This window comes from Bacillus sp. M6-12 (assembly GCF_002860285.1).
GTDB lineage: Bacteria > Bacillota > Bacilli > Bacillales > DSM-1321 > Peribacillus.
The window spans coordinates 111,491-136,786 of the sequence record NZ_PGVF01000027.1 but is presented as its reverse complement, the minus strand read 5'-3'; the positions used below and the strand labels follow the sequence as shown (position 1 = coordinate 136,786).

Here is a 25,296-nt window from a genome sequence, read left to right as displayed (position 1 = left end):
CGAATAATAATTAATTTAACATTACAGTACCCATACAGTATCATATGATAAACCCAAAAATCAATATATGGTGTTTCAAATATTTTCGACACCACTACATATTGTATGTTTGTTGGTTTTTATCAAACTTTGTCAAATTAAAAAGAGCTTAATAAAGTGCGAAAAAAAGAGAATATTGACGATTTAAACACTTTTTTCAACAAATTTAAAGGATTTCAGAAGTTGATTTTTTGCAAGGTATCTCAATCGCTTGGCAGGCATACACATTCACTGAGACTTCCCCTAACAAAAAGAAAAAAAATTTGCTTGCTTTATAAAAAAATAAAGAACTCAACGAAGACGAGTCCTTTTTGTGGTAAAAGTTTTGTTAACGCATATAATTCCATTCATCCGTTTCATATTTCGTCTCAGCAAGTCGCTGGACCTCACTAAGCTGCTCCGGACTTAGCGTATAGGGTGCAAGCTCAATGTTCAGCCCTTCTGCAAATCCTGTTTCAAAGGCCATCTTAGCTTCTTCTATTGTTACGCTTCGTTCAGAAAGATCATTTATAGCGACGGCTTTATTTTTGAAATTTTTCATCATTCTTTCTTTTACCCTGTCACTTGAAAAACGAAATAAGCTAAAAAGCTTTTCCTCTTCAAGATCAAGCAAAATCGATCCATGCTGGAGAATGACGCCCTTTTGTCTGGTTTGCGCGCTGCCGGCAACTTTCCTGTTCTCGACAACCAATTCATACCAGCTTGGGGCGTCAAAACATACAGAGGATCTTGGCTCCTTAAGCGCGTTCCGCTCCTCCTCCGTTTTTGGAACAGCAAAATGGGCATCAAAACCCAAATTACGGAAGCCTTCAAGGATTCCTTTCGATATCACCCGATAGGCTTCTGTCACATTTTTCGGCATGTCTGGATGTTCTTCGGTAACGATGACGCTGTATGTAAGTTCATGTTCATGAAGGACTGCACGCCCTCCTGTGGGCCTTCTGACAAATCCCAGCCCTAGACCTTTAACTTTTTCGAGATCTATTTCCTTTTCAGCCTTCTGAAAATACCCGATTGAAAGAGTAGCGGGCTGCCACCCGTAGAACCGGATGACCGGAGGAATTTCCCCGGCGCTATGCCAATTTAGCAGTGCCTCATCCAAAGCCATGTTAAAAGCAGGAGAACAATTTCCTGAATCAATAAATGCCCAAACCTCTTTTTCCATATCAAACCCTCTTTACCCTGAAATAATACTTGCCTAGTTTATCAAATGCTTTACATAATAAAAAGCAAACTGCTTTTTTCATCATATAACAAAAATTCTTTGATTCCCGTTTATTTCAATTATATAATGAATATTGCTTAGTGTTTACCTGAGAAAGGGGTTTGTTACTTTGTTATACTTATTGATTATCCTAGCTGCTATTATCGCTTATGCCGTATATAATTGGCTGCATCAGCGCAAGGTTGTTAAAACGCTGTCCCAGGAGGACTTTGTAGCCGGATACCGGAAGGCTCAATTGATAGATGTCCGCGAACCAAATGAATTTGATGCTGGTCATATTCTTGGTGCCAGAAATATCCCGTTATCACAAATTAAAACCCGAATTAGAGAAATCCGTCCGGACAAGCCTGTCTATTTATACTGCCAGAGCGGACTTCGCAGCGGGCAGGCAGCTCAAATGCTAAGCCGGAAAGGCTATAAGGACCTATCCCAGCTTAAAGGCGGCTTTAAGCAATGGACTGGAAAAATTAAAGCTAAATAGAAAAGCGAAAATGCTTTTCCCATATAAAGCGAATCAGACTGCTGCTAAGTTGAGACGGCTTGGTTTCCACAGAGAAGGGTTTACGCACTACTATTAGGAGCCAGATCAGATCATTTTGTTATTTTCCACATAAAAAAAGATAAACCCGGGATCTGGCTTCGCTGCAGATACCGGGTCTTCTTTTATCTAAGTTAGAATGGAGCAAATAGCATTGGACACGAATAATAAGGAGCCAAGAGAGGGTCTTTACATAAAAGATTCATGCAGCCATGCTGAGGTGGAAGAAATTTACCAGCTTGTGCAGATCTGCAATCAGCATGACCACATTAAAATGGAGCTGCCGCTTAATTTCCCTTTTTTATTTGACAGGCCTTCCGGAGAAAATAATAACTTCTTTTATTACAGAAACAAAACATTAATCGGTTTTTTAGGCATGTTTTCCTGCCAAGGCAGACGTAGTGGCATTGACAGGATCATTCGAATCGAATTATTAAAGGGAGCAATTCTGTTGCTCCCCTTCCTAGTTTGTCCAATTCTGACTACTATACTGCTATTGGATTTTAATATGACTGTTTTTTCAAGGATGAACTTCATTTAAAAGGTGTTCTAGACGTAATGCAATATTCAGGTTTAAGCGTGTTTCAGGATGGCCAAGATCCAAATTCAAAATTTCCTCTATTTTTTGAATCCGGTATTTTAAAGAATTGGGGTGAATATAAAGTTTAGATGCTGTATTTTTAAGGTGTCCCTCATTTGACAAATAAACTTTTAATGTTTTTTTTATTTCTTCAGCGTTTTTCAAACTATTAAAATCCTTCATATAATTACTGACATACATTTGTACCACTTCTTTTTGCATTGATACCTCTGCAAGCAGAGACCACAATCCCAATTCTGGATAGAAGCCGATTCTCTCTAAATTTGGCAGCTGGGTCAGAATTTTTAATACCTTTTTCGCTTGCTGGAATGAATCTTTTACATCGACTAGCTTTAGAACTGGTGAACCCATTCCAATGATAATCTTACTATTATCTGCTCTATCCCTAAAATTCTTTGCCTTTCGTTTAAAGAACGTTTGTAATGCTTTATCTAAACTTGCAGCAATATCTTTTATCTTCTTAATCGAGTCAAAATGACAGATGATTGTGATATTTGACTGTTCAATAGTTATTCCCGAAATCGGAATCAGATTTTTCACAATTCTCTCAATTTCTTCAGTTTGTTCGAATAAAGTAAAATCAAGCCAATCTTCATTTATTAGCATTCCCACATTGATTACGATTAGAGGGGGTTCTACCGGGATTTTTAGCAAATGCCCCTTTTCTTTAATATAGTGTAGGTCGCGTTCATGACCATATACCATCCCTTGAACCAAATGACGTGAAAAATATTTCTCAACCTGGATTTTTTGAATAGTTGAACTTTCATTCCCTTCAAAATTGAGGCCTTCATCCACAATAACACCTAGATAATTTGAAAGATCCATAAATAATGAAAGGTCGTCTTGAGAAAACACTGCTTCCTTCTCAGACATTGCATGTAAAACTCCTATCCGCCTTTCATCAACAATCAACGGAACCGTCATAACAGATTTAGGTTCATTGAATATTCGTACATATTTGGGTAAGTAGCGGGAATCAGCTTGGGCATTTTTTGTAATGGTAGGAATACCACTTAAGAAAACGGAAACGGCATTACCACCTTCCTCTAAAGAAACTCGATATTTTTCAATAATTTTGTCATCCCACACGCCGAAAGCAGGCTTTTGTAACACGAGTTGATTCTTTTCAGAATCATACAGCAATATCCCGGCCATCTGGGCATTAAAAAGTCTGCCGATACTTTTTACTATTTCTGTTGACACTTCTTGAAAAGATCCGTTTCTGACTAATCTATGTAATATATTCATTATGGTAATACTTTCCGATTTCCGCTGAATTTGAAGATATAGTCGAGAATTCTCAATAGCTATGGAAACGGTTTGAATAAAGGATTCCAGCAAATTCATCTGCACATCATTAAATTCTTTTCCGTTAGCCTGAATCACAATGATACCACTATTATTTAAGCTTCCTGTTAGTGGAAACAGATAATAAAGATGCTGTAGAAAAGTAGCAGTATACGCTTGTTTAATTTTTTTCTTATCCACGGGTAAAGCGCTTTTGAAATAGGATTCAAAAAAATTAATAACATCTGAAGATTGTTTTTTATCTAATCCATATGTACCTTGCATGATATACTGATTAAGACTATTGTCATATATATATAAAAGAGCAGCAGAGCCGCGTGCCAGTTTGGTGCCCCAATAGGGAATTAAGTTAAACAAATCTTCTCTATTATTAGGAGAAAAGATATTTTCAGCTATTTCAGTCAGCAGTATTTTTTGATTTTCATTTAAAGGTTGAAAATCTTGCATGAAAACACTCCTTTTCTTTTTATTTTATAATACTTAGTTATTTTTAAACAATTAAAAAAATTCAAAAATCTTCTTATTTAATGAAGACTTTTGAACAATTTTTTCCTAAAGTTTAAGATTTTAGTTGCTCGAGCCACTTTTGAAAACTTACCACATTTATCTTTTCAGGAATTGAAGATTCAGTGAATATGAAATTTGCGGATTCGACAATGTCCGGGATCTCACTAGAAAATTCTCCTTGGTTATTGATCCAAGTTGATAAATCAATTTCAGCTCCCAGCACAAATGAAACCCCTTCTTCTACAGCTGAATCAATACTTTGTAAAGGTAAAACCAATCCTTCAACCACTATTTCTTTTAACCAGTGTTCCCATTTTGAATAAGAGTAGATAACCTTGCACTGATAGAATGAGGTAATGTTTTGAGTCAACTCAAGAAAAGAGTGTAGTACTTCATTAAGTCCGTCATGATCATTACATTCTTGATTGAAAGCCCCTGAGCAACGATCTTTAATGATAATTGCATCAATTTGCCGCTTGCTAAACTCGTTGATCACCTCGCTTATAACTTCTCCAATAATTTCTACATCATCAATGATAGTGGATATATCTGAAGAAGTTTCACTGTGATAGAGCGATTCATACATTGCTAGGGGACCAGTTATTTTAATAATAATCGGCACTGTTTGATTTAATACCTTAATTCTGTCGACAACGTCCAATAAATTCGTAATGATTTCAGATTGACACAGGACCTTAGCCTCCCAATTGGTTGGCGGAACATCCTTATAAGCAGAATGAAATTCTTGTAATGGAATTTCAACAACAAAACCATCTAAACCTAGAAGACGCTGTACTTGCATTAAACCTGTACTTAGTGTATTGGGATCATGATAGATGTTATCAGGGTCTTTATTCTGTATTACAGCAGCAAAACGATCAATAGTTGGTAAGAAAATGCATTTACCAGTCTGTTTTGACTCCAACAACTGATGAAACGCTTGTTTTTGATTCAATCTTGTCTCACCTCTGCTTATAAAATTTTTCTTGTTGCATAAAATGGGACAAGGTAACATCCGTCACCTTGCCTCACTAACTTATTTACACTCTTTGAATTTCTCGTACCTTCTTGGCATCTGGCCATGACCCATAGTTTTGGAGAATTGATTCATCCGGCTTTAACTGGCTCCATTCAGCAACAAAGTCGTCATAACGCTTTCCTCGCGTCAAACGCTCCATCATTTCTTGATTCCGTTTTAATTCCGTTGCCTCTTCATCCACAATCAAAGTATCTTGATCATAAACAACCTTATATACATTTTGAGCCACCCAGTGCGAAATGGATTCATTCTGTACATCCTTCATAACAGACTCTGGAGATCGTTCTAAAGCATCACCATAGCCCCCTCCACCCCAGCTGGAGGCAATAAAGATGTCACCGTCTGATAATACACGCGGAGGGCGGGTATTACTTTCAACCCCATACTCTCCTTCAATTTTTCTATCCTGAATTAATTCCCATAAGTTTGAAGGTATGTCGGTATTTTTCTTTTTCATCAACTGTTTTAGATTAGTATTTGTGACTTGAATTCCTGGAGGAGACATATTTGGGTATCCACCAAACAAGGCGGTACCTGGAGTGATCCGAAAGCCCCTTGTACGAGATAGAAAAACGACGGAAGGAACATGATGGACAACCCATGCTGAAACAGTTCCAAGTCCTCCACGATACTTACCATGACCACAGTGATCCTTCATATGCTTTTGGAAAAGATGGAAGAAGGGATTTTCATTTTCAATATCTTCTGCATCAGGTGCCTTCCCCCAGGCACACCAAGGAAACCCGAAAGAATCAACACCATCATCCATATAGGATGCTCCGCCGCCTTCAGAATTTAATGGGTACCCGGCGATATCTGCAAATGGAACGCCCCATTGGTTCTTTCCGGCATAGTTATAAGCACCGCCGGCGTTTCCAGGAGGAACGGTCGCTAAATCCTTCAAACCACTCGCAAACAATAGCTTTGTCATGCAGACATGGACGGTATGCATGACAGAACTGTTTGTAACGGGAGCGTTCGAGATGGCTGCATTTTCCCCGGAATTTAGGAAACAGCCCTCAGGAGCCTTAAATTCCATCGGTGCAAAAATACCTGACGATAACGGGAAATCATGGAATGCATAGCCAAATAGATAAATGGCTGCATGTGCCATCGCAATATGCAATAAGCCATGGAAACATCCATCATGCTCTGGAGACGTACCTTCAAAATCAAAAGTAAGACGATCATCTTTTTTTGTTAACGTTAAACAAACTCTTAATAAGCTTTCTGTATGGCCAATACTATCCATAAAATATGCATGACGGTAGGTTCCATCCTTTAAGGCAGCAATCCTCTTTCTTGCTCCTTCTTCCGCTGTATCGATCATTTTCCGGAACAGCCCCTGAATGAAATCGGTTCCGACTTCTTCAGCGAATTCCTGTAAGCGTATTCTAATTCGGTCACACCCAGTGGCTCTCGCACGGGTATCAATGATTTGCATTCTGCGCGTTCTTACCATATTTGCCATCATTTCCAGCAAATCTTCTTTTAACTGATAATTTTCACCGATTTTAATTGGGATAAGTTTCATCCCCTCATAAAACCTATTTTTCGCAAGCAATGGCTCGCCCCCCGGCTCCGTTGCGCCTGTTTCAGGCTGATGTGCACCCGCTACGGACCAAGCAATAATTTCGCCTTTGAAAAAAACTGGCATTATGGCAAACTGATCGGGATTATGAATTCCACCTAAGTTGGCATCGTTACAGTAAAAGATGTCGCCTTCGTTAATTCCAACAGTAGGATTATCCTTCCAATATCTTAAGATATATTTAATTGGGATTTGCCCTGTAATGGAATGTAAATACGTACCCGTGGAACCTGTAACTAAATCCCCTTTCGCAGTATAGAGGCCCACCATCATATCACCGGCATGGAGCATACCGGTTACTCCTAGGCGGACAAAAACAGCCGCTGCTTCTTCACATATCGTATTTAATTTCGAGCTATAAATCTCAAAATCTCCCGTTTTAAGTAATTCCATCCCTTTTATTTCTTGCTCAGTAGGCTTCTCAGGCTTAAAATGGCTGATGATATCGAAATCTATCATATTAACCCTCCTTTTCAATGATTCCATTTAGGTATTGGTCCAAAACATATGTCCAGCCAATGGAGATGACATAGGTTGTATCAACACTTTCGATGATGGCTGGCCCTTTAATCTTGTTTCCGCACTGCAATAATCTATAATCATAGACAGGAGTTTTCAGCATGATTCCTTTGCCGCCATCAACTTCCCAATAAGCATCGCGCAATTCCTTCAAAGCCGCATTCGGATCTTCAGAAACAAACTCATATGTTTTTAAGTCCTCTGCTTTCTGGGGTATAACGGCCTTCAATACGAAGTTTTCAATGTCAACACCGCCCTCTGGATAGGTTCCCATTGCACTATAGGCCTCACTATATTCTTTTTCAAAACGGTTATAAATTTCTGTTATATCAGCAGGGGATTCAATGGAAAGCAGCGGTGATGATGCACGTAGTATGTTCAATTGGCCCCCATATTTCATGTCGAGCTCTAATTGGAAGACGATTTGTTCTTCACTGAATCCTTCCCCGACAATGTCTCGGATCGCTTTTTCTTTTAATTGGTTCACAACTGAATTAAAAGCTTCGTAATCAGTGAAATACTTTTTAGAATTCGGTTCAATCAGTGGAATCTTTTTGGAATATTCATAAATGTGCATGATATCCATGGTTGACGATGAGTACGCACAAAACACTGATGAAAATGGAAATGTCATAATCTTTTTGATCCCCGCTACATCAGATAATCCGGTAGCATGCATAGGGCCACCACCGCCAATTGCAAATAATGCAAAATCTTTCGGATTCAGTCCTTTTAAAACGGTCTCCTTTCGGATTTCGTTGCCCATATTGGCATCAACCACTTTTTTTATTAACAAGGCAGCCTCTTCGGTAGAGATATTAAGCGGGTCAGCGATATTCTGCTTGATGGCCCGGTATGCCTTACGGTAATTTAGTTTCTTTTTACCGCCATGGAAATAATCAGGATTAATGTATCCTAATACTAAATCCGCGTCTGTGACCGTAGGTTCATTACCACCCTGGTTATAACAAACAGGCCCTGGCATCGAGCCAGCGCTTTCCGGGCCGACTTCCAACCGTTTACCAAAATCATAATTGATCTTAGCAATAGAGCCGCCGCCCGCACCGATAGATTTAGAATCCAATATAGGCAAATCAACAAGGAACCTATCAATTACTGGGTTATTTTGATAGGAGCGGGTGCTTCCCCCAGCGATCACTCCAATGTCAAAGCTGGTTCCTCCCATATCAGCTACTACTGCATTCTTCAATCCATATTGCTTAGAAAAATGTGCCCCTCCCATCAATCCTGCAACCGGGCCTCCGTTAAACGTTTGTACGGCCGATGTTCGAATGGATTCCGCCATTCCTCCGGTATTATGAACCATCAGAATCGAGCCCCTGTATACATTCTTGATCAATTCATCACGGATTTTTCCTACTTCTTCATTTATTAACTGATGCAAATAACCATTTAAGATCGTTGTATTGGAACGTGTATACTCATCCCTTTTTGGATGAATTTCAGAGGAAAGAAAAACGGGCATGGCTCCTAAATAATAGTCTGGGTATTCTTCTTCAATAATTTCTTTGATTCTTCGCTCATGTACCGGATTCAAATAGGAAAATAAACAAGTCACCACAAAGCCGCGTACGCCTTGATCGACTAAATATTGGAGTTTCTCGCGAACATCATCTTCGTCTAGCGGCCTTAAAATTTGTCCAAACGAATCAATTCTTTCCTTTATTCCAACCGTATGATGTCTCTTTATTAAAGACTGGGGCTTCCTGGCCTGGGCTAAATTCCGGCGATACTTTAAAGTCATGCCGTCCTGCCACTGAGAAGCTTTCCCTACAAAAATAACATCTTCAAATCCTTCTGTTGTGATCAATCCTAATTTAGGGCCTTTCCTCTCAATCAAGCGATTCATGGCAACAGTCGTTGAATAGCGGAACCTTTCCACCTGCGGTATGAGTTCCTCGAATGGGACATTTAATTCTGCACTTGTTTCTTTTAATGTTTGAATTAACCCTACAGATAAGTCATATGGAGTAGTCGGCGCCTTCTTTAATACTGTTTTTCCTTCCCAATGAACATAGCAATCAGTAAAAGTGCCGCCAATGTCAATATCAATACTTTTCATCTAGACTCGCTCCCTTTTAGAGATTTCAGTATGAATGAGTGCGTCAACATCCAAATCAATATCATGGGTGATTGGATGCCCAGGTGGAAGGAATTCGTTTTCCACCATAATGCCGCAATGCGGGCAATAAAACTCCACGATTAATTGCCATTCTGGGTCTGGAGCAAAATTTAATTCACCTTCAATCATAGTGTTATATATTGTTCTAGGATCACGGCTGTAGACCAAGCAGCCTTTCTTATAGCTTTCGTCTGCGGAAATCAGTTCTCCAGTACACTTGCGGCAACACCAAATGCGTTTTTCAAGCTCGATATCTAAGTATTCAGTAATTTGAACCTTGGACATACTTATATCTCCCTTCTATTCATAGAATTATTGTTTTTCTAAAATACCATTATTAAACTCATCAATGCGATAAGACCAATCAGTTGGAACTAAGTAAGTGGAGTCATTGCTTTCAACCACTGCAGGTCCCAAAACGCAGTTACCCGGAACTAGCAGGTTTCTTTCATAAATGTTTGTGTTAACGTATTCATGATTCCAGTAGATATCCCGGGATGTTTTTACTGCTCTTATATCAAGTGGCAGGTTTGATAGCTCATAAGTTTTAAATTCAAAGTGCGGCACAGAAGCATTACTTTTGACGCGTAGACCTTCAACCTCTCCATTTTCTGACTGTGCCGCGATTCTGGACACAATCCTTTTGACTTCGCAAATATCATCCAATTGCGGGAGGACGGTATTGATGGCCACCTGCTCCTGTTTGGATTGATTCCATACCTTCCATTCAATTTGAAAGGAGACTTCGCCTTCTTCAAAACCCTCTCCTCTCATATCTCGAAGTGCCTGCTTTTTCATATTTTGCAGAATAGCCGATAATTGCTGAATTTCCTGTTCATCGTATGAATTCAATCTCATTGTGTAAACGTTTTCGTAAATATGTTTAATGTCTAATGTCGAGGAGCCGAAAGCAGAAAATACAGAACTAAAGGGGAATGTTACTATTTTTTTAATGCCTAATTGGTCAGCCACCTTGGCACTTAGCAGGCCTCCTGCTCCACCAAATGAAAACATGGTGCATTCCTCTGCTTCAATACCTTTAGGCTGAATCAACTTTTTAATTTCTTTGGATATTTGATTTATGAGTGTATTTAAAATATTTTGCGCTGTTTCCGGTATATTGGAATTTAATTTGATCGCTAAATTGTTAATGGCTTCATCCGCTTTTTCCTTATCTAATTGCTTGGTACCCCCTAGAAAGTATTCGGGATCAATAACACCGATACTCACAAATGCATCCGTAGTAGTTGGCAGCTCACCGCCGAGTCCGTAGCACGCTGGTCCAGGAACTGCTCCAGCACTATTTGGGCCGACCTTTAAGGCACCATCCACGAGTTGGGACGTTGTCCCTCCGCCTGCCCCTATTGTTTCTACCTTAAGTAATGGAATATCAACCGGTAATCCATGAACAGAAGGTGTTTCTACATAAGGAATAGAACCATCAATGATCAGACCTAAATCCGTACTTGTTCCACCTACATCAATCGTAATGACATTCTTCAATTTATATAACTTGTTCCCAACAAATTGGCTGCCCAACATTCCTGCAACTGGGCCGGAATTGAAGGTATCCAGCGCTCGAGTTTTGGCAACCCGTGCAGCACCTCCTGATGAATGCCCTATTAAAAGAGGGTGCCTAATTCCTTTATCCCGGATGTCATCTTCTGCTTTATAAAGGTATCGAACCATATCCTTATGAAGGTATGCATTTACCACAGTGGAATTCGTCCTCACCGAATCAATTCGAGAATGACTGAATTCACTTCCTATAAAGATAGGATTTGATCCTAAATAATGGTTTGGAAAATCCTGATGAATCCACTTCTTTATTTGTTTCTCATGTACATTGTTGTGATATGAATTCCGCAAACTTACGACGATGATTCGCGCCCCTGTTTCGAGCAAGTTTTTCACGGCTTGTTGAACATTTTCTTTGTTTAGGTCTTTCACTACCTCGCCCTTACTATTAATCTCTTCATCTAATCCCCTTACCATCTCTTTTTCGACTAAAAAGTTTAATACGCGGTTATTCTTTGTATCATATAAGTTATCTTCGGCTCCTTTAGTAACCAGAAGACCGATTTTACTTCCAGTTCTTTGAATAAGTGCATTCGTGCCTACTGTTGTGTTATACCGAAGCACGGACGTACCTCTTAGTAATTCTGTTGAGGAAACTTCAAAAGCTCTGGCTCCTTCTTGTATACAGTTCTTAAAACAAACCGTTAAGTCATGAGGAGTCGTATCCACTTTTATCTTTTTATACTTACTGCCGTAGGTAAAAAACCCATCGGTAAATGTACCGCCTGTATCAATATCGATAGTAAAATTCATGTTAGCTTCACTCACCTTTCTTTTTTATATTAATAGTTCTTTTCAATATATTTCGTTTTCTTAGATGGATCCTTTGGCAATGATCCAGGTGGCACTAGTGAAATATCAGGCCGCACACTTAATTTGCGTGCGCAAGCATCTTCTATCTCATTCTTCAAGGCTGATAATTGATTTTTATCAACATGATGCCCATACTCCATTTTCACGTTTAAGGGAGGTGTAACTCTTGGTGGTTTTTCATTCAAAACAATCCTGAATTCCCCCGAGATGCGTGGAATGAAAGTTTCCAGCACTTCCTTTAAGGCCACAGGATAAAGCTTTACACCTTTAACATTTAACACATCATCTGTCCTGCCGATGATTCGCCAGCGAATCCATGAAAATCCGCAATGTGGGCATGGTTCTGTAAAAATTTGAATGATATCTCCAAACGCATACCTTAACGCTGGTGATGCTTGCCAATCCAATGCCGTGATAATTTGTTCTCCTATTGCCCCATTTTCAATTTTCAATGGCTTCTTACTTACAGGGTCCACAATATCCCACAACAAAATCTTGTCTTCACAATAGGCATGGAGCCCCTCATATGCTGGACTACTGCAAGACACACTATGAAGGCCCCAAATCCCAGAAGCGCCGTCATAAAGTTTAGCCCTCCAGGCACTTTCAATTCGCTGGCGTACTTCTGGAATGCTTGCACCTGGTTCACCCAGGACAACGATGCGTTTAATCCCTAATTCCCCAACCTCTTTGCCAATTATGGACGGTGCCTTATCAATCAAGTATGTAGCAATTGATGGTGTCGCTACCATTGCGGAGGGATATGACAAGCTTGCAAACGTTAACAGTCGCTCCGCACCAGCTTCGGCCCCGACAGGAATTGGACAAGCACCCATTCCCTGTAAACCTCGCATCACGGAGGTACCTCCTAACCACATGGACAGTCCCGATGCCATAAGAACCCGATCTCCGGGTCGGATTCCAGCCCGCCAATACCCTCTTGCAAATGCTTCATTTTGCACTTTAATATCATTTTCGGTAAAAGCATAAAACGTTGGATTACCAGTGGTACCGGACGTCGCATTCGCTGCCACCACCTTTTGAGGGTCAGCGCAGAGCTGTAATCCAAAGGGATGTCCAAATAGCTCACGAGATTTTTCTTGACTCTTTCTATCATCCTCTTTTCCATAGAATATGGGTAAATTACGGAAATCATCCATTGTTTTAATGTCGCCCGGCTCTGCACCCGCCATTTTGAATTTATCTTTATAAAATGGTGAAGTTGCAAAGCAATAATATAATTGCTTTTTAAGGTTTTTAAACTGCAATTCTCTTATTTGGTCATAGTTTAAAGTTTCAATCTCTGGGTTCCAGCATTCTTTTGTCAAAAGCAAAATGCGACCTCCTATCCCTTGAATTAAAGCGCTTTCATTTTCTTTCTTGATTATTTTAATGCTTCTATTCTACTAGAGAGATTAAAAAGCCTTTTGGCATTTTCAAGATATATTTTTGGTTTTACTTCTTCTTTAATGTCCAGACTTTCAAATTCTTTCATCCATCTCTCCGGAGTCAGCATCGGCCAGTCAGAGCCGAATAATACCTTATCTTGCAATACTGAATTAGCATATTGAATTACGATAGGAGGGATGTATTTAGGAGCCCACCCGGATAAATCAATATATACATTCGACTTATGAACAGCAATTGCCAATAATTCTTCATGCCATGGCCAGCCAGGATGTGCTCCAATAATCTTTAATTCTGGAAAATCAGCAGCTACATCATCAATATAGATGGGACGGGTATACTTTAGTCGCACTCCCATGCCCCCAGGTGTACCGGCCCCTATCCCCGTTGTTCCCATATGAAATAGAACAGGGATCTGTAACGATTGACACATTTCATAAATTTCGTAGAAACGCCTATCATTCGGGTAAAAAGCTTGACAAGCTTGCTGGAATTTTATTCCAATTAAACCAAGTTCTTTTACAGCCCTTTCAACTTCTTGAACAGCGATTTTCCCCATCCATGGGTCGACACTGCCAAAACCTAAAAAGACATCCGGGTAGTTTTTTACAGCTTCGGCAACATGATCATTACTAACAGGAGGTAACCCTTGATTCGTCCTAAAATCAGTTGCTAAGAGAACAGCCATCATATCCAATTTTCGATACATCTCAGCTGTTTCATCATATGAAATTACTTTATGTTCTCTTCCGAAGTATTTTTTTCCAGCATCAAAATACTCCCCCCCCGACACTAATGCTTCATGTGTCATTGGATGAACATGCATATCGATTGCTTTCAAAGTTTCACCTCATTTTTATTATTTTCTGTATATTTCTAATATTATAAAAATTATTTACTAATATCAATGTTGCTCATCAACAAAAAAAAGGCTTTATTTTTTATTAATTTTGTTGCTAATTCATAATTTATCTATTATTGAAAATCAATTAGATTCTTAACCCACTTTTTTGTCATTTTATTAGATAGAGCTAGAGAATGAAACACTACTTAGTTGTCCACATCTTTTACCTTCTTATAATTTCCAAAGCTAAAAACAGGGCTGGCCCAAATTTCGGCCAGCCCTGTTTCATACGATTAATTTTCTTTTTGGTAGCGCAATACCGGTTTTCTTGCCGCAAGTGTTTCGTCAAGGCGTTTGATAACGGTTGTATGCGGAGCCTCCTGAACGATTTCAGGATTCTCTTCCGCTTCTTTCGCAATCTGGATCATTGCATCAATGAATGCATCAAGCGTTTCCTTCGACTCAGTCTCGGTAGGTTCAATCATTATACACTCTTCCACGTTTAACGGGAAATAGATGGTTGGCGGATGGTAGCCAAAGTCCAGCAGTCGCTTGGCAATATCCAGTGTACGGACGCCGAGTTTTTTCTGGCGCTTACCGCTTAGTACAAATTCATGCTTGCAGTGCCTGTCAAATGGCAGGTCATAGTACGGCGCAAGCTTTCTCATCATGTAGTTAGCGTTCATTACTGCATACTCGGTCACTGCCTTTAGACCATCCGGACCCATTGAACGGATATACGTATAGGCCCTGACATTTATACCAAAGTTTCCATAAAACGGCTTTACTCTGCCGATTGATTGCGGCCTGTCATAATCAAGGGTGAATATTCCGTCCTTCTTGGTAACAATCGGCTTTGGCAGGAATGGAATCAAATCAGCCTTCACTCCGACTGGACCTGAACCCGGTCCGCCGCCGCCATGCGGGCCTGTAAAGGTTTTATGAAGATTTAAATGCACAACATCAAAGCCCATGTCACCCGGACGTGCTTTTGATAGAACAGCATTTAAGTTCGCACCGTCATAATAAAGCTTTCCGCCTGCTTCATGGACGATCTTCGCCATTTCCAGGATATTTTCTTCAAATAGCCCCAGTGTATTCGGGTTTGTCAACATAAGTGCTGCTGTATCTGCTCCTACGACCCGCTTTAAATCCTCCAGGTCAACCAAGCCGTTTTCATTCGACTTAACTGTGATTGTCTCTAAGCCTGCAACCGTTGCAGATGCAGGGTTGGTTCCGTGAGCTGAATCCGGAACAATAACTTTTGTTCTCGCAGCATCCCCATTGGCTTCATGGAAGGCCCGAATCATCATCAATCCAGTCCATTCCCCATGGGCACCAGCAGCCGGTTGAAGCGTCACTTCATCCATGCCGGTGATTTCTATCAGATGTTCCTGCAAATCATACATCAGTTCAAGGGCTCCCTGAACAGTTGACTCGTCCTGCAGCGGATGGATATGAGCAAATCCGTTAAAACGGGCAACATTTTCGTTGATCTTTGGATTATATTTCATCGTACATGATCCAAGCGGATAGAAGCCGGAATCAACACCATGGTTACGGTTGGATAGGGCTGTGTAATGACGCATGATATCAAGTTCGGATACCTCAGGCAGTTCTGCTTCTTCTGAACGAATATAATCAGATGGAAGAATCTCCTCCAGCGCAGGGGTATCAACATCCATCTCGGGCAGGCTGAATCCGATGCGGCCCGGTGTGGTCTGTTCAAAGATTAACGGTTGATCTTGCTTATTCATGGCCATCCCCCAATTCAGTTGCTAATGCATCAATTTCTTCTTTTGTTCTAAGTTCTGTTACGGCAATCAGCATATGGTCCGCAAGCTCTGGATAAGAACGGCCAAGATCATACCCGCCAATGATATTCTTTTTGAACAGCTTTTCATTAACTTCCCTGTAGGGTTTATTTAGCTTGATAACAAACTCGTTAAAAGAAGGTCCTTCAAAAACAACTTCAATCCCCTTTCCTTTAAGGGCTTGCTTCGCATAATGGGCCTTCTGGATATTTTGCACTGCCATTTGTTTTGTGCCCTTTTTACCAAGTGCAGTCATTGCAACGGAAGCTGCCAATGCATTTAAGGCTTGATTTGAACAAATATTGGACGTTGCCTTATCACGTCGGATATGCTGCTCACGGGCTTGCAGTGTCAGAACGAAGCCGCGCTTGCCATTTTCGTCAACCGTCTGTCCAACCAATCGGCCGGGAACCTTGCGTACAAGCTTATTCGTTACTGCAAAATATCCGCAGTGCGGTCCCCCAAATGCTGCTGGAATTCCAAAAGGCTGGGCATCTCCGACAACAATATCAGCACCCAATTTTCCAGGAGGTGTCAGTGCACCAAGTGCAAGCGGGTTGCTTGAAACAATAAACATCGCCTTATGGGCATGCACGGCTTCTTCAATTTCCTTGAGCGGCTCAATGCGGCCAAAGAAGTTTGGATATTGCACAATTACACCTGCAATATCATCCGAAATCATTTCCGTTAAAGCAGCAAGATCGGTAACCCCGTCTTTATGAGGAATCTCCGCTACTTCGACGTATTGGCCTTTTGCATATGTCTTTAATACATCGCGGGACTCAGGATGCACCGCTGCGGAAACAAGGATTTTCTTACGGCGCGTTTGTCCGGAGCTGAGCATGGCTGCCTCAGCAAGTGCGGTACCGCCATCATACATAGAGGAGTTAGCGACATCCATACCGGTAAGCTCGCAAATCATTGTCTGAAATTCAAAGATTGCCTGAAGCTCCCCCTGAGAAATTTCCGGCTGATATGGTGTGTATGCTGTATAAAATTCAGAACGAGAAATTACATGATCTACAATAACTGGTGCATAATGGTCATACACCCCAGCTCCCAGGAAAGATGAATATTGCTTAAGATCAGCATTTTTTGCTGCAAGACCAGTCATTTCCTTCATTAAAGCTGTTTCGGATTTAGCCGGCTTTATTTTATATTCGCCCTTAAAGCGTACACTCTCAGGAATATCATTAAACAGTTCATCTACAGCATTAACACCGATTGCTGTTAGCATTTCCTTGCTGTCCTGTTCAGTCATCGGTAAATAGCGATGTTTCATCTGGCGTCCCATTCCCCTCTTGTTATCCTTTATTTTCTTGGTTTTTTATAAAAAGGCGTTGCAGCCACTTTTGCTTTTACACGTTTTGAGCGTATTTCCACCTCGACCTCAGTGCCAATTTCACTGAATTCCTTCCTTAAAAGGACCAAGCCGACATTTTTCTTTAGAGTAGGAGATTGAGTCCCTGTTGTAACCTCACCGATCAGTTCCTCACCTGCATATACAGGATAGCCATGACGAGGTATTCCGCGATCAATCATTTCAATGCCTACGAGCTTTCGCGGAGCCCCTTTTTCTTTTTGCTCAGCAAGGATTGCCTTGCCAAAAAAATCGGCCATTTTATCCGTTTTTACTGCAAATCCAATGCCCGCTTCAATCGGAGTTATGTCAGCTGAAAGCTCTTGGCCATATAGAGCAAGATTCGCTTCAAACCTCAATGTATCTCGTGCGCCCAGGCCAATCGGCTGGACACCATCCTCTTTGCCTGCTTCCAGGATTCTCTTCCAGAGTTCAGTGGCATCTTCACTGCTGCAGTAAATCTCAAAACCGTCTTCTCCCGTATAGCCTGTTCGTGAAACAAGGGCAGAAACTCCATTTAAATCAACATTTTCCTTAAATTTAAAGAAGCCAATTTTACTTAAGTCAGTATTTTTTGTTAATTTCTGAAGCACCTTTTGTGCAGATGGGCCTTGAAGCGCAAGCTGGGCATACTGTTCAGACACATTATTAAGCTCTACGTTCTCGATAATATTTGCCCGGAGCCAATTGAAGTCTTTTTCGATATTTGCCGCATTTACAACCAGCAGATAATCTCCTTCACCCTTTTTGTAAACAATCAGATCATCAACCGTGCCGCCATTTTCATAGCACATAACGGTATACTGAGCTCCGCCTGCTTCAAGTTTAAGAATATCATTGGTAAGCATCCGTTGAAGGTAGGCGATGCTTTCAGCTCCTTTTACTTCAATCTCTCCCATATGGGAAACATCGAATAAACCGGCCTTTGTTCTAACAGCATCATGCTCTTCCTTAATCCCTGAAAACTGGACAGGAAGTTCCCAGCCGCCGAAATCAATTGTTTTGGCACCATACTCTTTATAAACCTCAAATAATGGTGTTCTTTTTAAATCTGACAAATGAAAGTACCTCCTTTAAATCTTGCTTCTGCTTTCAAATGGAACTGTTCCCTGTTGAAGTGCAACACGAAACACCGAGTCCGCATCTCCCTCTTTTTCCCTAAAAAGACGCAAAAAAAGACAGAGATGCTCCTTGGATTTGGGCAACGTCTCTGTCCTGAAACCTGAAAGTTTACCTTTTTCATGAAAAGCACAAACGCCCAACACTCAAGGCCGGCTTAAATCCCCACGTCCTGTGGCGACGCCGGCACTAGCACCTCCTCACAAAGCTGCCGCTTTGTTTCGTGCGATGAGTCGCTGCCGAAGCGTTCCTTGTCCTGTGCGTCGGGTCCGGGCGCTGGAGCTAGACATCTGTACCTGATAAAAAAGTTTTACTTTCTTATCAAGTGAAAAAGGCTTTCCCCTTTGGTGGCCTGTTTAATAAAATAGGCGCTCTCCAGAGTTGCGTCCAGCAAGAGTTCTTTTGCCTGAGAGATTCGCCCATTACGGCTTGCTCCTTCGGCGCTGCTTCTACGCAGTCTCTCCCCTTGCCTTCATTCGCTTATATTTGGCTATAAATTGGCCATACTATAACAAACTAAGTAACAACATACGGTTTTTAGAAATTAATTATGCAAATTAGAAAACTTTGAAATCTACTATCATCCTACCATTAACAAGGTTTTCCCTGCAATCATTTTTTTACTTAAAAACTTTACAAACATGCTTCTGAACAGCAGAATGTTCGTGTTTTGAATTGTTTTTCACACGCCTTTAATAAAAAATACCGTTTGAAATTATGGAAAGGAGGATCTTTTTATGAAAATATCAGTCCATTCTGACCCATCCTGGGGAGACGGATTTTTAAGTAAAGTGGAAAATGACGGTCCCTGGGGCAATTGGGAACTTTATAAACTTGCTGTCCACGTTGAAAAGCAGCTGGTCATCCCTGAATTTGGAGGACTTCAGGCACCAAAATACCTGTCAGGGCTCAAGCCGCTGCCTCACCAGCTGGAAGCAGCCAGACAAGTCGTTGAAAATATGAACGGCAAAGCGATCCTGGCCGATGAGGTAGGCCTTGGAAAGACCATTGAAGCAGGCTTGATTTTAAAAGAATATATGATACGAGGACTAGTAAAAAAAGTCTTAATTCTTGTGCCCGCCTCCCTTGTAACTCAGTGGACATTCGAAATGAATTCAAAGTTTTTCATTCCCGCGGTTGCCCAGAAGAAAAGCTATGGCTGGGAAGCATATGATGTAATCGTGTCTTCCATTGATACAGCTAAACGGGAGCCGCACCGCAGCATAATATTCGAACAGGAATATGATTTCGTTATCATTGATGAAGCACACAAGCTAAAAAATAATAAAACAAAAAACTATGAATTTGTCCAATGCCTGAAAAAGAAGTTCTGCTTGCTTTTAACAGCTACACCTATTCAAAACAGAGTCGATGAAATCTTTCATCTGGTATCACTGCTAAAGCCAGGACATTTAGGAAACGCTGCTCTATTTTCGGAAAAGTTTAAAGGCAAAGGCCGGAACGTTATTGATGATAAACATTTAAAGGAACTGGTCAATACAGTTATGATCCGTAATCGCAGGGCAGATACAGGCATAGAGTGGACGAAACGGCATGTGGAAACCATAATTATTGATTTTTCTCCTTCTGAGCGGGTTTTATATGATGCAGTTTCTGCATACCGGCCCTATTCGGAGGATGCGGTTGGTGCAGGATTTTCTTCTATGACGCTCCAAAGGGAAGCTTGCAGCAGCCGGGATGCTGTGTTTTTCACATTAAAAAACATGTATGAAAAAGCAGAAAATCCTACACAGGAGTTTGATGATAAGCTGCAGCATTTAATCAGCCTTGTCAACGCGGTAGAGAGGAACACGAAAGCAGAGAAAACGCTTGAGCTTATTCAAAAGATCAATGATAAAGTAATTATCTTCACGGAATACAGAGCCACGCAAACGTATTTACAGTGGTATTTAAAGCAAAATGGCATCACATCCGTGCCTTTTCGAGGCGGGTTTAAAAGAGGTAAAAAAGATTGGATGAAAGATCTGTTTCAGGGCAACATCCAGGTACTGATTGCGACAGAAGCCGGCGGTGAAGGTATCAACCTCCAATTCTGTAATCATCTCATCAATTTTGATTTGCCTTGGAACCCAATGAGGCTCGAGCAAAGGATCGGCCGTGTTCACCGGCTCGGGCAGGAGAAGGATGTAATGATATATAACTTTGCCACTAGAGATACGGTCGAGGAGCATATCCTTAAGCTCTTATATGAAAAAATCAATTTATTTGAAAAAGTGGTTGGCGAATTGGACGATATTTTAACAAAGCTGGATATAGGGAATATCGAGGAATATTTAATTGATGTCGTCGGCCATTCCCGAACCGAAGGAGAAATGAAGATCAAAATGGACAATTTGTCTTCACTAATCCAGTTCGCACAGGATATGAAGGTTGGTGAACAGCGTGCAGCAACAGGAAATACATGATTTTCTGCTTACCTATTTTTCATCCAATCAATGTGAAGTCATGGAGAACAGGCCGGGGTATTTGACGGTACAATTAACTTCAGAGATGGACAAAGCCCTTATGAACCGGCCCTTTTACTGGCATTATATTGAAAAAACAGGCGGAGAGCCTAACCCGGCTAAACTGACACTTATCACCAATCCTGCTGACGTTCCTGATGAAGTAAAAGGAGAAATGATCCATTTTGGGTCACCAAGGCTGCATAAAGTATTTGAATCCACTAAAAGCCTTGCGAGCTACATCCGTCTTTATGAAGACAAGGCGAGCCGTACATTGGAACAAATCCCGCTCTATCCCTGGCTGGGTTTGAACGTTAAAATATCATACCAATGCGACTTAAAAAGGGATGTGTTTATGTCACTAGGCCTTAATATGATTTCCGGGGCTATTGTCGAAGGGTTCCATGATTATGTTTTAACCTTAAATGTGACTCCAAAGATACCTGACTTTTCCTTCACCCTTTCACCGCTAATCATGCCAAAGAGCGCGATTTCCCGGCTGGATACGTATATTAGGAAAACCTTTGAAGGGGATGATCATATTTGGGCTGAAGAGGCTGTCAAACGCTGGGAAACAGATCTTGTATTGCTCGAACACTTTTACGAAGAAATGGAAGAAAAAAGCGAAACCTATTATACAGAAAAGGAAGCATTAAGGGCCCAATATGAACCAAAAATCGTAATTTCAATCATCAATGGCGGCTTGTTTTATTTAAGTGAACAGCCTGTTTGAGGATAGAGACGAGCACCCCTGTCATGTTGAATGACCGGGGTATTTGTTTTGAAGTTTAAAGTGCTTGCCTTGGAGAATATCCTTTATTACCATGCCTTTCTATAAATAAAGCTAAAAATATGAATTGTATAACCTATTTTCCCTTACCCCCGAGTTGTTAGTGTTGCCATTTTAGTTTCCACAGGTGTAAAATGTTGCTCAAAGGAAACATTTATTAATCGGCAGCATATAACATAGTAAATCAATAAATAAGGAGCAGATATAATGGATGAAAATTTATTACTGGCTTTCGGTCTTACGTTGCTTGCAGGTTTGGCCACTGGGATAGGTAGCATTCTGGCATTTTTCACTTCTACAACAAATACGAAATTTTTATCACTGGCTCTTGGATTTTCAGCAGGCGTAATGATCTATGTTTCAATGATTGAGATCTTTGTAAAAGCGAAGGATGCACTTGTTGGAGCTATGGGGATAGTCGCAGGTAATTGGCTGACAGTTGGAGGCTTCTTTGGCGGAATGTTTTTAATTGCCATGATCGATAAATTGATTCCAAAGCAGGGGAATCCCCATGAGTTAAAGAAAGTAGAGGACATGAGCACCCCTCAAAACGCTGCCCAGGATCCAGCATTATTAAAGATGGGGACCTTTACAGCCCTTGCTATCGGCATTCACAATTTTCCCGAAGGAATTGCCACCTTTACTTCCGCTTTACAGGATCCTGCACTGGGGATTGCCATAGCATTTGCAATTGCGATTCACAACATCCCTGAGGGGATCGCTGTTTCAGTACCGGTTTACTTTGCCACGGGGGATAAGAAAAAAGCGTTTAAGCTTTCCTTTCTGTCAGGATTGTCAGAGCCAATTGGGGCATTTGTCGCTTATCTCATTTTAATGCCTTATTTAAATGATGTGATGTTCGGAATGATTTTTGCTGCTGTAGCCGGAATCATGGTGTTTATCTCGCTGGATGAACTTTTGCCTGCTGCCCAGAAATACGATGAAGCCCATACATCGATCTACGGACTAATCGGCGGAATGGCCGTCATGGCTCTTAGCCTGTTATTATTTATTTAACATGAAAAGCCTGCTGAACATTTGATCAGCAGGCTCATTTACAGATGTCTAGCTCCAGCGCCCAGCTCCGACCCATGGGACAAAGAACGCTTCCTACAGCCGTTTCACTACTTTAACGAGCACCCTATCATCCTTTACAATACCATTTTGGTATTCTTTTGAAAAATTAAAGCTCCAGTGACTCCTGCATATTTAACCTCTTCAACCGCCTTAGAAAGATTCTCAGCACTGCCATCAGTCTTTTCCAGTGCTTTTGCAAGAATATTAATACCATCTACTGCGTATCCTGCAAAAGCATCAGGGTCGGAGTCATACTTCTTATTAAATTCTGCAACAAACTCCTGAACGAATTTGCGCTGAGGATCATCCTCTGATAAGGATTCCGCGACTAATATCTTTTGTGCCGCTAGCAGATTTCCTTCTGCTCCATCCCCAGCTAATTTGAGGAAGTTTGATTTGTGAACATTAATGGAATCTTTATGCCTAGTTGTTTTGCTTCCCTCGACACAATTGTAGGACCTGGATTTAAAAATTTTTGCAGGATTCAGAATTTCCGCAGCCCCAACTGTTTGAACCACAAAAAAAGATTAATGAAGAACAGAATTCTTCATCAATCTCATAAAAGAAAAGTAAAATGATATCAAACTTTCAATTTATCTTTGTCGAAAGAGTAAATTTATTGTAGTATAATGGAAATAAATTTACTTAAGGTATATCTTACACAAAGAGCTCACTTACATAGATTAAGATTTATTCAACAGGGTCCTGGAATAATAAATACTCCTTTATAGAACCTCAAAGTCTTCAACAGAGGTTTTGTCTACACCGGCTTTCATACCCACGGCACGGATAACAACTGTGACAGCAGCTGAAACAGAGATATTAACGATGAGCGCATAGAAGCCCGCATATCCCAAAACCGTTTGTCCGCCTATTTGTAAAGGGTAAAGATTTCCTAAATTCTGCGATATTGCCATGTATGTACCCAAGCCCATACCACATAACCAGCCCACTAGAAGGCCCCATCGGTGAAACCAGTTTGTGTATAGCCCAATAACCACAGCCGGCAATATTTGCAGAATCCAAATACCGCCCAGAAGCTGCAAATTAATAGCGTCCTGTTTGCTCATGAGTACAACGAAGAACAGTGCTCCCATTTTGACCAAAAGAGATATCAGCTTTGCCATATTCGTCTCCTGCTTCGGTGTACAGTTCTTGTTGATATATTCGCGGTATATATTCCGCGTGAATAAGTTTGCTGCAGCAATGGACATTATCGCTGCAGGCACCAATGCCCCTATGGCGATTGCAGCAAATGCAAAACCAGAGAACCAATCAGGGAACAATCTTAGGAAGAGCTGCGGGATAACTTCGCTGGACGTTTTTGCTTGCACGTTTAGGGCTATCGCCACAAAACCAAGTAATGCTAAAATTCCGAGTATAATTGTGTATGCTGGCAATAATGCCGCATTTTTCTTGAGGGCATTCCGGCTTGTAGAACTGAAAATTGCGGTTAGAGAGTGTGGATATAGAAATAGAGCCATCGCTGATCCTAGCGCAAGGGTAGCATAAGCAACAAATCTTTCCGGTTGTAAGATAAGTGAACCCGGTGGATTATTAGTAGATAATTTAGCTTCCGCTGCACTAAATATTTGTGCAATCCCCCCATCAAAGGCGAAAAGAATGCAAATGACTGCAGCAATGATCGTAACCCATAGCATTAAGTCTTTAACGATTGCGATTGATGCAGGTGCCCGAAGGCCGCTGTTATACGTATAGACCGCTAGAATTAGAAATGCAATTGTTAATGGCATTTTTCCGGTAAGACCCATAGCATCAAGAACTGCCTGCATACCTACAAGCTGAAGCGCAAGAAAGGGCATAGTCGCCAAAATTCCGGTAATTGCAATGACCAATGCTAAGAAACCACTGCCATATCGGTCTTTTACAAAGTCGGAGGCAGTAATATAGCCATGTTTTTTAGCTACAGACCAAAGTCTGGGCATGACCATGAAGAAAAAAGGGAACATAATTATTGCATAAGGAATCGCAAAGAACCCACTAGCCCCAACGGCATATACTGCCGCAGGCACAGCGATAATCGTATAGGCCGAATAGAGATCTCCGCCTAGTAGAAACCACGTAACAACTGTACCAAACCGCCTGCCTGCCAAACCCCATTCATCAATTAAATCCATATCTCCCCGGCGCCATTTTGCTGAGACAAAACCGAGAACAGTTACAAAGGCAAAGAATAATAGGAAAACAGAAAATGCAGTCCAGTTCATAGGAAATCTCCTTTTCTATTAATATCTTTTTAAAATAAGTCATTATGGACAATTAATTCTCTCTTGTAGCCACGTATACGATCCATGTCAAAACTGCGGTAAGGCCTACCCATAGAAATTGGTACCAGTAAAAGAAAGGTAACCCACCGATTGACGGTTCTGCATAGGAGTAGAATGGAGGCCATAACAAGGCAATAAAAGGGATGAGCAAAAGAGTGTACCAGAGTCCTGCTTTTTTCTTCCTTTGTCCGTTTTCCATGTAGTAATTGCTCCTCTCAATATAGATTC

The 25,296-nt window shown here is 40.9% G+C and carries 20 protein-coding genes and 1 riboswitch; of the genes, 5 read left to right on the top strand and 15 right to left on the bottom strand.

What is annotated here, in order from left to right; genetic code table 11:
• Nucleotides 1-367: 367 nt before the first annotated feature.
• Nucleotides 368-1,204, bottom strand: coding sequence for a lipoate--protein ligase family protein (locus tag CVD28_RS23425; protein ID WP_101597116.1), 837 nt, complete (start codon nucleotides 1,202-1,204; stop codon nucleotides 368-370).
• A 169-nt stretch (nucleotides 1,205-1,373) separates the two neighbouring features.
• Here CVD28_RS23425 and CVD28_RS23420 point away from each other — a divergent pair, with 169 nt between their 5' ends.
• Both CVD28_RS23420 and CVD28_RS23415 read left to right on the top strand, forming a co-directional pair.
• Nucleotides 1,374-1,745: a rhodanese-like domain-containing protein gene (locus CVD28_RS23420; RefSeq protein ID WP_101597115.1), complete on the top strand. Its 372-nt coding sequence runs from the start codon at nucleotides 1,374-1,376 to the stop codon at nucleotides 1,743-1,745.
• A 211-nt stretch (nucleotides 1,746-1,956) separates the two neighbouring features.
• Nucleotides 1,957-2,343, top strand: a complete 387-nt coding sequence (locus tag CVD28_RS23415) for a hypothetical protein (RefSeq protein WP_101597114.1) — start codon at nucleotides 1,957-1,959, stop codon at nucleotides 2,341-2,343.
• On the opposite strand, the gene CVD28_RS23410 is transcribed toward CVD28_RS23415, so the two are convergent.
• The 11 genes from CVD28_RS23410 to gcvT all read right to left on the bottom strand — a co-directional run bounded on the left by CVD28_RS23410 (nucleotide 2,323) and on the right by gcvT (nucleotide 18,387).
• The gene (locus CVD28_RS23410) at nucleotides 2,323-4,161 is read right to left on the bottom strand and encodes a helix-turn-helix domain-containing protein (protein ID WP_101597113.1); all 1,839 of its coding nucleotides are present in this window, start codon (nucleotides 4,159-4,161) and stop codon (nucleotides 2,323-2,325) included. The two genes, CVD28_RS23415 and CVD28_RS23410, sit on opposite strands and share 21 nt — an antisense overlap.
• A gap of 112 nt (nucleotides 4,162-4,273) precedes the next feature.
• The gene (locus CVD28_RS23405) at nucleotides 4,274-5,176 is read right to left on the bottom strand and encodes a hypothetical protein (protein ID WP_101597112.1); all 903 of its coding nucleotides are present in this window, start codon (nucleotides 5,174-5,176) and stop codon (nucleotides 4,274-4,276) included.
• 85 nt (nucleotides 5,177-5,261) lie between these two features.
• Nucleotides 5,262-7,310, bottom strand: a complete 2,049-nt coding sequence (locus tag CVD28_RS23400; RefSeq protein WP_180954288.1) for a hydantoinase B/oxoprolinase family protein — start codon at nucleotides 7,308-7,310, stop codon at nucleotides 5,262-5,264.
• Between the two features lies 1 nt (nucleotide 7,311).
• Nucleotides 7,312-9,453, bottom strand: coding sequence for a hydantoinase/oxoprolinase family protein (locus CVD28_RS23395; RefSeq protein WP_101597110.1), 2,142 nt, complete (start codon nucleotides 9,451-9,453; stop codon nucleotides 7,312-7,314).
• On the bottom strand, nucleotides 9,454-9,798 hold the full coding sequence (locus CVD28_RS23390) for an acetone carboxylase subunit gamma (RefSeq protein WP_101597109.1): 345 nt from the start codon (nucleotides 9,796-9,798) through the stop codon (nucleotides 9,454-9,456).
• A 27-nt stretch (nucleotides 9,799-9,825) separates the two neighbouring features.
• Nucleotides 9,826-11,844, bottom strand: coding sequence for a hydantoinase/oxoprolinase family protein (locus tag CVD28_RS23385; RefSeq protein ID WP_101597108.1), 2,019 nt, complete (start codon nucleotides 11,842-11,844; stop codon nucleotides 9,826-9,828).
• Between the two features lie 29 nt (nucleotides 11,845-11,873).
• Entirely contained in the window at nucleotides 11,874-13,238 is a 1,365-nt protein-coding gene (locus CVD28_RS23380) for a phenylacetate--CoA ligase family protein (RefSeq protein WP_101597107.1), read from the bottom strand.
• Nucleotides 13,239-13,288: 50 nt separating this feature from the next.
• On the bottom strand, nucleotides 13,289-14,152 hold the full coding sequence (locus CVD28_RS23375) for an amidohydrolase family protein (protein WP_219621207.1): 864 nt from the start codon (nucleotides 14,150-14,152) through the stop codon (nucleotides 13,289-13,291).
• 296 nt (nucleotides 14,153-14,448) lie between these two features.
• On the bottom strand, nucleotides 14,449-15,912 hold the full coding sequence (gene gcvPB / locus CVD28_RS23370; protein WP_101597106.1) for an aminomethyl-transferring glycine dehydrogenase subunit GcvPB: 1,464 nt from the start codon (nucleotides 15,910-15,912) through the stop codon (nucleotides 14,449-14,451).
• Nucleotides 15,905-17,251: an aminomethyl-transferring glycine dehydrogenase subunit GcvPA gene (gcvPA, locus tag CVD28_RS23365; RefSeq protein ID WP_101597105.1), complete on the bottom strand. Its 1,347-nt coding sequence runs from the start codon at nucleotides 17,249-17,251 to the stop codon at nucleotides 15,905-15,907. Before gcvPA ends, gcvPB begins: the two co-directional genes overlap by 8 nt.
• Nucleotides 17,252-17,280: 29 nt before the next feature.
• Nucleotides 17,281-18,387 carry a glycine cleavage system aminomethyltransferase GcvT gene (gene gcvT, locus CVD28_RS23360; RefSeq protein ID WP_101597104.1) on the bottom strand — a complete coding sequence of 369 codons (1,107 nt, stop codon included), beginning with the start codon at nucleotides 18,385-18,387 and terminating at the stop codon, nucleotides 17,281-17,283.
• A gap of 445 nt (nucleotides 18,388-18,832) precedes the next feature.
• A riboswitch (glycine riboswitch) is annotated at nucleotides 18,833-18,924 on the bottom strand.
• A gap of 261 nt (nucleotides 18,925-19,185) precedes the next feature.
• On the opposite strand from gcvT, the gene CVD28_RS23355 reads away from it, so the two are divergent.
• From CVD28_RS23355 to zupT, 3 genes are all read left to right on the top strand, one after another.
• Nucleotides 19,186-20,874 carry a DEAD/DEAH box helicase gene (locus CVD28_RS23355; RefSeq protein ID WP_101597103.1) on the top strand — a complete coding sequence of 563 codons (1,689 nt, stop codon included), beginning with the start codon at nucleotides 19,186-19,188 and terminating at the stop codon, nucleotides 20,872-20,874.
• The gene (locus CVD28_RS23350) at nucleotides 20,852-21,646 is read left to right on the top strand and encodes a YqhG family protein (RefSeq protein WP_101597102.1); all 795 of its coding nucleotides are present in this window, start codon (nucleotides 20,852-20,854) and stop codon (nucleotides 21,644-21,646) included. The genes CVD28_RS23355 and CVD28_RS23350 overlap by 23 nt, the downstream gene beginning before the upstream one ends.
• 264 nt (nucleotides 21,647-21,910) lie before the next feature.
• Nucleotides 21,911-22,720, top strand: a complete 810-nt coding sequence (gene zupT / locus CVD28_RS23345) for a zinc transporter ZupT (protein ID WP_101597101.1) — start codon at nucleotides 21,911-21,913, stop codon at nucleotides 22,718-22,720.
• A 134-nt stretch (nucleotides 22,721-22,854) separates the two neighbouring features.
• On the opposite strand, the gene CVD28_RS23340 is transcribed toward zupT, so the two are convergent.
• The 3 genes from CVD28_RS23340 to CVD28_RS29400 form a co-directional block, all read right to left on the bottom strand.
• Nucleotides 22,855-23,298 carry an ABC transporter substrate-binding protein gene (locus tag CVD28_RS23340; protein ID WP_101597100.1) on the bottom strand — a complete coding sequence of 148 codons (444 nt, stop codon included), beginning with the start codon at nucleotides 23,296-23,298 and terminating at the stop codon, nucleotides 22,855-22,857.
• A 207-nt stretch (nucleotides 23,299-23,505) separates the two neighbouring features.
• Nucleotides 23,506-25,008, bottom strand: a complete 1,503-nt coding sequence (gene mctP / locus CVD28_RS23335) for a monocarboxylate uptake permease MctP (RefSeq protein ID WP_101597099.1) — start codon at nucleotides 25,006-25,008, stop codon at nucleotides 23,506-23,508.
• A gap of 52 nt (nucleotides 25,009-25,060) precedes the next feature.
• On the bottom strand, nucleotides 25,061-25,267 hold the full coding sequence (locus tag CVD28_RS29400) for a DUF3311 domain-containing protein (protein WP_101597098.1): 207 nt from the start codon (nucleotides 25,265-25,267) through the stop codon (nucleotides 25,061-25,063).
• Between the last annotated feature and the right edge of the window lie 29 nt (nucleotides 25,268-25,296).

Coding starts and splice junctions, on each gene's coding strand:
- CVD28_RS29400 (WP_101597098.1), bottom strand. CDS start 25,267: ATGGAAAACGGACAAAGGAAGAAAAAAGCAGGACTCTGGTACACTCTT.
- CVD28_RS23400 (WP_180954288.1), bottom strand. CDS start 7,310: ATGATAGATTTCGATATCATCAGCCATTTTAAGCCTGAGAAGCCTACT.
- mctP (WP_101597099.1), bottom strand. CDS start 25,008: ATGAACTGGACTGCATTTTCTGTTTTCCTATTATTCTTTGCCTTTGTA.
- CVD28_RS23385 (WP_101597108.1), bottom strand. CDS start 11,844: ATGAATTTTACTATCGATATTGATACAGGCGGTACATTTACCGATGGG.
- zupT (WP_101597101.1), top strand. CDS start 21,911: ATGGATGAAAATTTATTACTGGCTTTCGGTCTTACGTTGCTTGCAGGT.
- CVD28_RS23425 (WP_101597116.1), bottom strand. CDS start 1,204: ATGGAAAAAGAGGTTTGGGCATTTATTGATTCAGGAAATTGTTCTCCT.
- CVD28_RS23390 (WP_101597109.1), bottom strand. CDS start 9,798: ATGTCCAAGGTTCAAATTACTGAATACTTAGATATCGAGCTTGAAAAA.
- gcvPB (WP_101597106.1), bottom strand. CDS start 15,912: ATGAATAAGCAAGATCAACCGTTAATCTTTGAACAGACCACACCGGGC.
- CVD28_RS23410 (WP_101597113.1), bottom strand. CDS start 4,161: ATGCAAGATTTTCAACCTTTAAATGAAAATCAAAAAATACTGCTGACT.
- CVD28_RS23355 (WP_101597103.1), top strand. CDS start 19,186: ATGAAAATATCAGTCCATTCTGACCCATCCTGGGGAGACGGATTTTTA.
- CVD28_RS23395 (WP_101597110.1), bottom strand. CDS start 9,453: ATGAAAAGTATTGATATTGACATTGGCGGCACTTTTACTGATTGCTAT.
- gcvPA (WP_101597105.1), bottom strand. CDS start 17,251: ATGAAACATCGCTATTTACCGATGACTGAACAGGACAGCAAGGAAATG.